This window comes from Bacteroides faecis MAJ27, assembly GCF_900106755.1.
GTDB classification, from domain to species: Bacteria; Bacteroidota; Bacteroidia; order Bacteroidales; family Bacteroidaceae; genus Bacteroides; species Bacteroides faecis.
Map to the genome: position 1 here is coordinate 154,628 of NZ_FNNN01000013.1, position 7,382 is coordinate 162,009.

Below are 7,382 nucleotides of genomic sequence, written 5' to 3' on the forward strand. Positions count from 1 at the left end.
ATTTGTCAATGAAAATGCAAAAACTTTTTGGCATTCTACTCTTTTGTTTGATGCTGGGAAGTGGCTCGCTTATGGCTCAGTCCATGAGTGACTCACAAGTACTGGAATATGTAAAGGACGGTATCCGGCAAGGTAAGGAACAGAAGCAGCTCGCTTCCGAACTGGCCCGTAAGGGTGTAACCAAGGAACAGGCAATGCGTGTGAAGCAGCTGTACGAGCAGCAGAACAATGTAAATACCTCGAAATCAACGGGTACGGACATCAATGAATCCCGCCTGCGTGAAGAAACAAAGGAAAATACTTCCGACATGCTGGAGGACCATCCCACCACTCAGGACCTTGCCCGTGGTGATCAGGTCTTCGGACGCAACATCTTCAATACCCGCAACCTGACATTTGAACCCAGTGTCAATCTGGCTACTCCCTCCAATTACCGTCTAGGTCCCGGTGATGAAGTAATCATTGATATCTGGGGTGCCAGTCAGAACACCATCCGCCAGCAGATCTCTCCGGAAGGTACCATCAATATTTCGAAGATCGGTCCTGTCAACCTCAGCGGTATGACGGTCTCTGCCGCCAATGACTATCTGAAAGCGGCATTGAATAAGATATATAACGGTTTAAACAATACTACCGACCCCACTTCGGACATCCGTCTGACACTTGGTAATATCCGTACCATCCAGATCAATGTGATGGGAGAAGTAGTGCAGCCGGGTACCTACGCCTTGTCTTCCTTCTCTACGGTCTTCCATGCGCTTTATCGCGCAGGCGGCGTGAGTGATATCGGTAGCCTCCGGAATGTGCAGCTGGTACGAAACGGAAAGAACATCGCCACCATTGACGTCTACGAATTCATCATGAAAGGCAATACGCAGGACGACATCCGCCTGCAGGAAGGTGATGTCGTGATTGTTCCCGCTTATGATGTATTGGTAAAGATCAGCGGCAAGGTAAAACGTCCTATGCGTTTCGAAATGAAAAAGGGGGAGTCGCTGTCTACCCTTATCACCTATGCCGGTGGCTTCGATGCCGATGCCTACACGCGTTCATTGCGTGTTGTCCGTCAGAATGGTGAGGAATACGAAGTCAACACGGTCAAGGACATGGATTACAGTATCTACAAAATGCGTAACGGTGATGTCGTAACCGCCGAAGCCATCCTTAACCGCTTCACAAATAAACTGGAAATCCGTGGTGCGGTGTACCGTCCCGGCATCTACCAGCTCAGCGGCAAACTGAATACCATCCGCGAATTAGTCAATGAGGCTCAGGGTCTGACCGGTGACGCTTTCCTGAATCGTGCCGTCCTCTATCGGCAGCGTGAAGATTTGACGAGTGAAGTTGTTCCCGTAGATATCAGGTCTATCATGGACGGTACTTCCCCGAATCTTGCCTTGATGAAGAATGACATCCTCTACATTCCAAGTATCCATGATCTGGAGGACCGTGGCAATGTCACAGTTCATGGTGAGGTCGCGCATCCCGATTCATATCCCTATGCGGATAACATGACTCTTGAGGATCTGATCATTCAGGCCGGTGGTCTGCGCGAAGCTGCCTCTACTGTCCGGATTGATGTCTCGAGACGAATCAAGAATCCCCGCAGTACTGCGGATAATGATACGATCGGCCAGATGTACAGCTTCTCTTTGAAGGATGGCTTCGTAATAGACGGCCAGCCCGGTTTTATCCTTCAGCCTTATGATCAGGTATATGTCCGTCGCAGTCCGGGTTATCAGGCACAGCAGAACGTCGCCATTGAGGGTGAAATCCTTTTCGGAGGAAATTACGCCATGACCAGCCGTGAGGAACGTCTTTCTGATCTGGTGAATAAAGCCGGTGGTCCGACCAGTTACGCTTACCTGCGTGGTGCAAAGCTGACTCGTGTGGCTAATGCCAGTGAGAAGAAACGTATGAGCGATGTCGTCCGCTTAATGCAGAGACAGTTGGGTGAGGCCATGATTGATTCTTTGGGTATCCGCGTTGAAGATACCTTTACGGTTGGGATTGATTTGGAGAAGGCCTTGAGTAACCCTAAAGGTAATGCCGATCTTGTTTTGCGTGAAGGTGATGTGATCTCTGTTCCTAAGAATAATAATACCGTAACTATCAATGGTGCTGTCATGGTTCCGAATACGGTTTCTTATATACAGGGAAAAGATGTGGACTACTATTTGAATCAGGCCGGTGGTTATTCAGATAATGCGAAGAAGAGTAAGAAGTTCATCGTTTACATGAATGGTCAGGTGACGAAGGTGAAGGGTAGTGGTAAGAAACAGATTGAACCGGGTTGTGAGATTATTGTGCCTAGTAAGGCTAAGAAGAAGGCGAATATTGGGAACATACTGGGTTATGCTACTTCCTTCAGTTCTTTGGGGATGATGATTGCTTCTATTGCCAATTTAATAAAAAAATGATAACCTTTTTATTGCTATGATGGAACAACGATTAGAAAAGGAGGCTCTTTCTGAATTAGATAAGAGCTTAAACAAAGAGATCGAAATTGATTTGATAGATATTTTACGTAAAATAATTACTTATCGTAGAGTGCTATATAAAGCCGCTGGCATAGGATTGATTGTTGGTGTCGTTGTAGCATTGAGTATGCCTAGTCAATATACAGTTCAGGTAACTCTTTCACCTGAAATAGGGAACTCGAAAGGAAGTGGTGGTCTAGCTGGGCTTGCTGCTTCTTTTTTGGGAAATGGAGTTACTATGGGAGAAACAGTAGATGCTTTAAATGCATCTCTTTCAGCAGATATAGTTTCTTCAACGCCTTTCTTATTAGAGATTTTAAACATGCAAGTTATTGTATCTCCAAAAGGGGATAGAATGGATTTAGGTTCCTATTTAGATCACTGCTCTTCGCCTTGGTGGAGTTATATAATTGGTTTTCCGAGTCTGATTATCAATGGAGTTCAGTCATTCTTTAAAGATGAACAAATAACAGATAAGATATCACAAGGAGCTATTGAACTGAGTAAAGAAGAAAATGATAGAATTAATTTTCTGAAAAATCATATAACTGCTGGAATAGATAAAAAAACTGCAATAACTAGTATTTCTGTAACTTTGCAAGATCCCAAAGTTACTGCAATTGTTGCAGATTCTATAATTCATAAATTACAAGAATATATTATTAATTATCGTACATTCAAGGCTAAAGAGGATTGTGCTTATTTGAGCAAATTATTTGAGGAACGGAAAGAAGAATATTATGTGGCCCAAGGAAATTATGCTGATTATATGGATAGTCATGATGATTTAATTCTCCAAAGTGTACGTGCTGAACAAGAACGATTGCAAAACGATATGAACTTAGCTTATCAGGTATATAGTCAAGTCGCTAATCAGTTGCAGGTTGCTAGAGCAAAAGTACAAGAAGAGAAGCCAATATTTGCAGTGGTTGAACCGGCAGTTGTGCCATTGGAGCCTTCAGGCGTGAGTAAAAAAGTATATGTTTTATTGTTTGTGTGTATAGCAGTGATTTGTACAGGTATTTGGATCCTATTTGGTAAGGATATATTGCTTCTTTTAAAAAATGAAATCAAAAAATAATTTCTAAACTAGTCTCATTTTATGGGGTAACTATTTATATGAATTATATATTTATAATCTTAGCTTTTGTAATCTCTGTTTTCATAGCGAGACTTATTATTCCTCGCATTCTCATGATTTCTCTTCGTAAGAAACTATTCGATATTCCTGATGAGAGAAAAATACATAAACGTGCTATACCTCGCTTGGGGGGCGTCTCTTTCTTTCCTACGATATTGTTCTCTTGTTGTATAGTATTGGCATTTCGTACTTTGACGGGGTATAGTATTTCAACTGTGCAAACAATATATGTGCTGCCAGAATATTTACTATTGGTGTGTGGTATGGTTCTTTTATATTTGACAGGCATTGCTGACGATCTCATGGGGGTTCGTTATCGGCAGAAATTTGTGATTCAAATTATTTGTGCATGTTTTTTTTCAATTGCAGGACTTTGGATAAATAATCTTTATGGATTGTGTGGCATCTATTTTTTACCTGCATGGATTGGTATACCTTTAACTATATTAATTGTTGTTTTTATTACTAATGCTATTAATTTGATAGATGGTATTGATGGGCTTGCTTCGGGGTTAAGTAGTGTATCTTTATTGGTTTTTGGACTTCTCTTTATTAATAAAGGTTTGTGGTCATATAGCATGATTGCTTTTAGTACTGTTGGTGTACTTGTTCCTTTTTTTTATTATAATGTTTTTGGTAGTGCTGAACGTGATCGAAAGATATTTATGGGTGATACAGGTAGTTTAACATTAGGATATATATTAAGTTTTTTAGCCATAAAATATAGTCAGAATAATGAAACTGTAACTTCTTATGCTGAAGGTGCCTTTGTTATTGCTTTTAGTACTTTAATAGTTCCTGCCTTTGATGTTATTCGCGTTGTGATTGTCCGTGTTCGTAATAGGACGAGTCCTTTTGAACCTGATAAAAATCATATTCATCATAAGTTTCTTGCAATGGGATTCACCCCACGTAGAGCTATGGTAGTTATCTTGATGATTTCATGTGGTTTTAGTGGAGCGAATATATTGCTAATGCCTTATGTTGATAATACGATAATGTTAGTAATGGATATTATTGTGTGGATTGGATTAAATTTATGGTGGGATAAGGTAAGAGATCGGAAAAAATATAGTAGCTAACTTTGGGCATTAAGTTCGATTGCTTTTTTTAGACTATCAATTACTTTGTAAACTATACGAGAAAATGTGTAAAAATGGGCTGGTAGATTTTATTAACTCTCCGATATTTTTAGTCCAATAATGTTTTATCATATTTTTTCATCTTTATAACTCGATTAGTATTGCAATTTTGAAAATATTTGGCCTATAACATACTGTTTGTAATACTTTGATATAGTATAAGATGGATAATAAAGAGATAGAATAGTGTGTAAAAATAAGATGATTCCTCAATTTAAATAAGTATGCAAGTTATAATTTTAGCAGCCGGTATGGGGCGGAGACTGGGTGAACTAACCCAAGATAATACAAAATGTATGGTTACGGTAAATGGTGTTCGTTTAATTGATCGTTTACTTCGACAACTAGTTTCAGTTTCTAATCCCTTACATCGTATTGTGATTGTAATTGGCTATGAGGGTAAAAAACTGAAAGAATATTTAGGTAACTCTTATCAACATATTCCTTTGGAATATGTTGAAAATCCTATTTATAATAAAACGAATAATATCTATTCCCTGTTTCTTGCGAAAGAGGAATTAGCATATGATGATACATTATTGGTAGAATCAGATTTGATTTTTGAAGATGGCGTTTTTGAAAAAGTATTGTCAAATCCTTTTCCAAATTTAGCTGTAGTAGCTAAATATGAAAGTTGGATGGATGGTACAATGGTTGTTCTTGATGGTGAGAATAATATTGTTACTTTTGTCCCAAAGTCGGCATTCAGCTACAATGATGTGGAACGCTATTATAAAACAGCTAATATATATAAATTTAGTCGTGATTTTTCGGTGACTAAATATATTCCTTTTTTAGAGGCTTACAGTAAGGCGATGGGGACGAATGAATATTATGAATCAGTTCTTCGGGTTCTTTCCATGCTAGATAAAACAGGATTGAAAGGATTGCCAATAGATAATATGAAATGGTATGAAATAGATGATGTACAAGATTTAGATATTGCAGAAACTCTATTTGCTACAGATGGTAAAACAAAACAGCTTCGTTATCAACAACGTTATGGGGGGTATTGGCGTTTTCCGCATTTATTGGATTTTTGTTATTTAGTAAACCCTTATTTCCCGACTGAGAGAATGCGAAATGAACTTCGTGCTAGTTTTGATACATTATTGAGTGAGTATCCTTCAGGTATGAAAGTAAATACTTTGTTAATGAGTAAATACTTTAATATTTATCAGGATTATGTTTGTATAGGTAACGGTGCTGCTGAACTGATAAAAACTCTTATGGAGCAACTTACAGGAAAATTAGGAGTTGTTTATCCTACTTTCGAAGAATACCCTAATCGTAAGGATAAAAACACATTGGTTCTATACATTCCCAATAATAGGGATTTTAGATATACGGTAAAAGAGTTGGAAGAATATTTTGAAGATAAAGATATTAGTTCGTTATTATTAATAAATCCAGATAATCCTTCGGGTAATTTTATTTCTTGCGAGGATGTATTAAGTCTAGCAACTTGGGCCAAAATTAGAAATATTCGTTTGATTGTAGACGAATCATTTGTAGATTTTTCGATGGGGTCAGTTTCTAATACACTATTGTTAAATAGTATATTAGATAGCTTCTCAAATTTAGTTGTGATAAAAAGTATTTCTAAGTCTTATGGGGTACCAGGTTTACGTTTGGGAGTTCTTGCGACAAGTGACGCCTCGTTAGTTCAGATAATTCGTAAAGATGTTGCTATTTGGAATATCAATTCTTTTGCGGAATATTATATGCAGATCTTTGGTAAATATGAGAAAGATTATTTGGAGGCATGCCAGAAATTTATAGCAGAACGGGAACGTTTTTATATGGAACTTCAGAAGATTCCATTTTTGCGTGTAATTCCTTCCCAAGCAAATTATTTTTTATGTGAGATTATGGAAAAATATTCTTCATCTGAATTGGTTGGTGCGTTATTGGAGTCTGCAAATATATTGATCAAAGATTGTTCTATGAAATTTGGATTTGAGCATAAGAATTATATACGTATTGCAGTAAGAAATGAACAAGAAAATAACAAGCTCCTTAGTGCTTTGATACATTTATAGTATTCTTCTTTATATCTTTTAATAAATTAATAGGAAGTAACTTCATGAACCAGTTAAAAATAGGTGCTGTCCTTTCTTATATCTCAATCTTTTTAACTAATATTATTGCTCTACTTTATACACCTTATTTGCTTCGAATGCTAGGGCAAAGTGAGTATGGGCTTTATTCATTAGTTGCTTCCGTTATAGCATATCTTACCGTACTAGATCTAGGGTTTGGAAATGCTATTGTTCGCTATACTGCTAAATATCGGGTAGAAAACAGGCAAGAAGAACAATATGAAATGTTTGGTATGTTTCTGATTCTTTATATAGGTATTGGTGTTTTTGCTTTATTAATAGGTTTAGGCTTATATTTTAATGTCGATACTTTGTTTAGTTCATCAATGGATTATGATGAAATACGAAAAATACAAATTATGATGCTATTAATGACATTAAATTTGGCAATAACTTTTCCCTTTAGCCTTTTTGGTTCCATTGTAAGCAATCAGTAAACCCCGTATCCTAGACCATAATAGTTCTTCATACCTTTGCGTGTGAATTATAAAACGTAAAAGATATGAAGGTAAGCAAT

Annotated in this window: 4 protein-coding genes and 1 pseudogene; all 5 read left to right on the forward strand. The window is 37.5% G+C overall.

Annotated features, from left to right (window positions below):
* Window positions 1-8 precede the first annotated feature (8 nt).
* The gene (locus BLW31_RS13070; RefSeq protein WP_010538593.1) at window positions 9-2,420 is read left to right on the forward strand and encodes an SLBB domain-containing protein; all 2,412 of its coding nucleotides are present in this window, start codon (window positions 9-11) and stop codon (window positions 2,418-2,420) included.
* 16 nt (window positions 2,421-2,436) lie between these two features.
* The gene (locus BLW31_RS13075) at window positions 2,437-3,561 is read left to right on the forward strand and encodes a GumC domain-containing protein (protein ID WP_010538592.1); all 1,125 of its coding nucleotides are present in this window, start codon (window positions 2,437-2,439) and stop codon (window positions 3,559-3,561) included.
* A 38-nt stretch (window positions 3,562-3,599) separates the two neighbouring features.
* Window positions 3,600-4,703, forward strand: a complete 1,104-nt coding sequence (locus BLW31_RS13080; RefSeq protein WP_010538591.1) for an MraY family glycosyltransferase — start codon at window positions 3,600-3,602, stop codon at window positions 4,701-4,703.
* 284 nt (window positions 4,704-4,987) lie between these two features.
* A complete protein-coding gene (locus tag BLW31_RS13085) occupies window positions 4,988-6,805 on the forward strand; it encodes an aminotransferase class I/II-fold pyridoxal phosphate-dependent enzyme (protein WP_010538590.1) in 1,818 nt (605 codons plus the stop codon).
* A 44-nt stretch (window positions 6,806-6,849) separates the two neighbouring features.
* A pseudogene (locus tag BLW31_RS13090) lies at window positions 6,850-7,293 on the forward strand (lipopolysaccharide biosynthesis protein); the annotation flags it as partial.
* Between the last annotated feature and the right edge of the window lie 89 nt (window positions 7,294-7,382).

Bases quoted from the DNA above. Each gene is read 5' to 3' on its own strand.
- BLW31_RS13070 (WP_010538593.1), top strand. From the start codon at position 9: ATGAAAATGCAAAAACTTTTTGGCATTCTACTCTTTTGTTTGATGCTG.
- BLW31_RS13080 (WP_010538591.1), top strand. From the start codon at position 3,600: ATGAATTATATATTTATAATCTTAGCTTTTGTAATCTCTGTTTTCATA.
- BLW31_RS13085 (WP_010538590.1), top strand. From the start codon at position 4,988: ATGCAAGTTATAATTTTAGCAGCCGGTATGGGGCGGAGACTGGGTGAA.
- BLW31_RS13075 (WP_010538592.1), top strand. From the start codon at position 2,437: ATGATGGAACAACGATTAGAAAAGGAGGCTCTTTCTGAATTAGATAAG.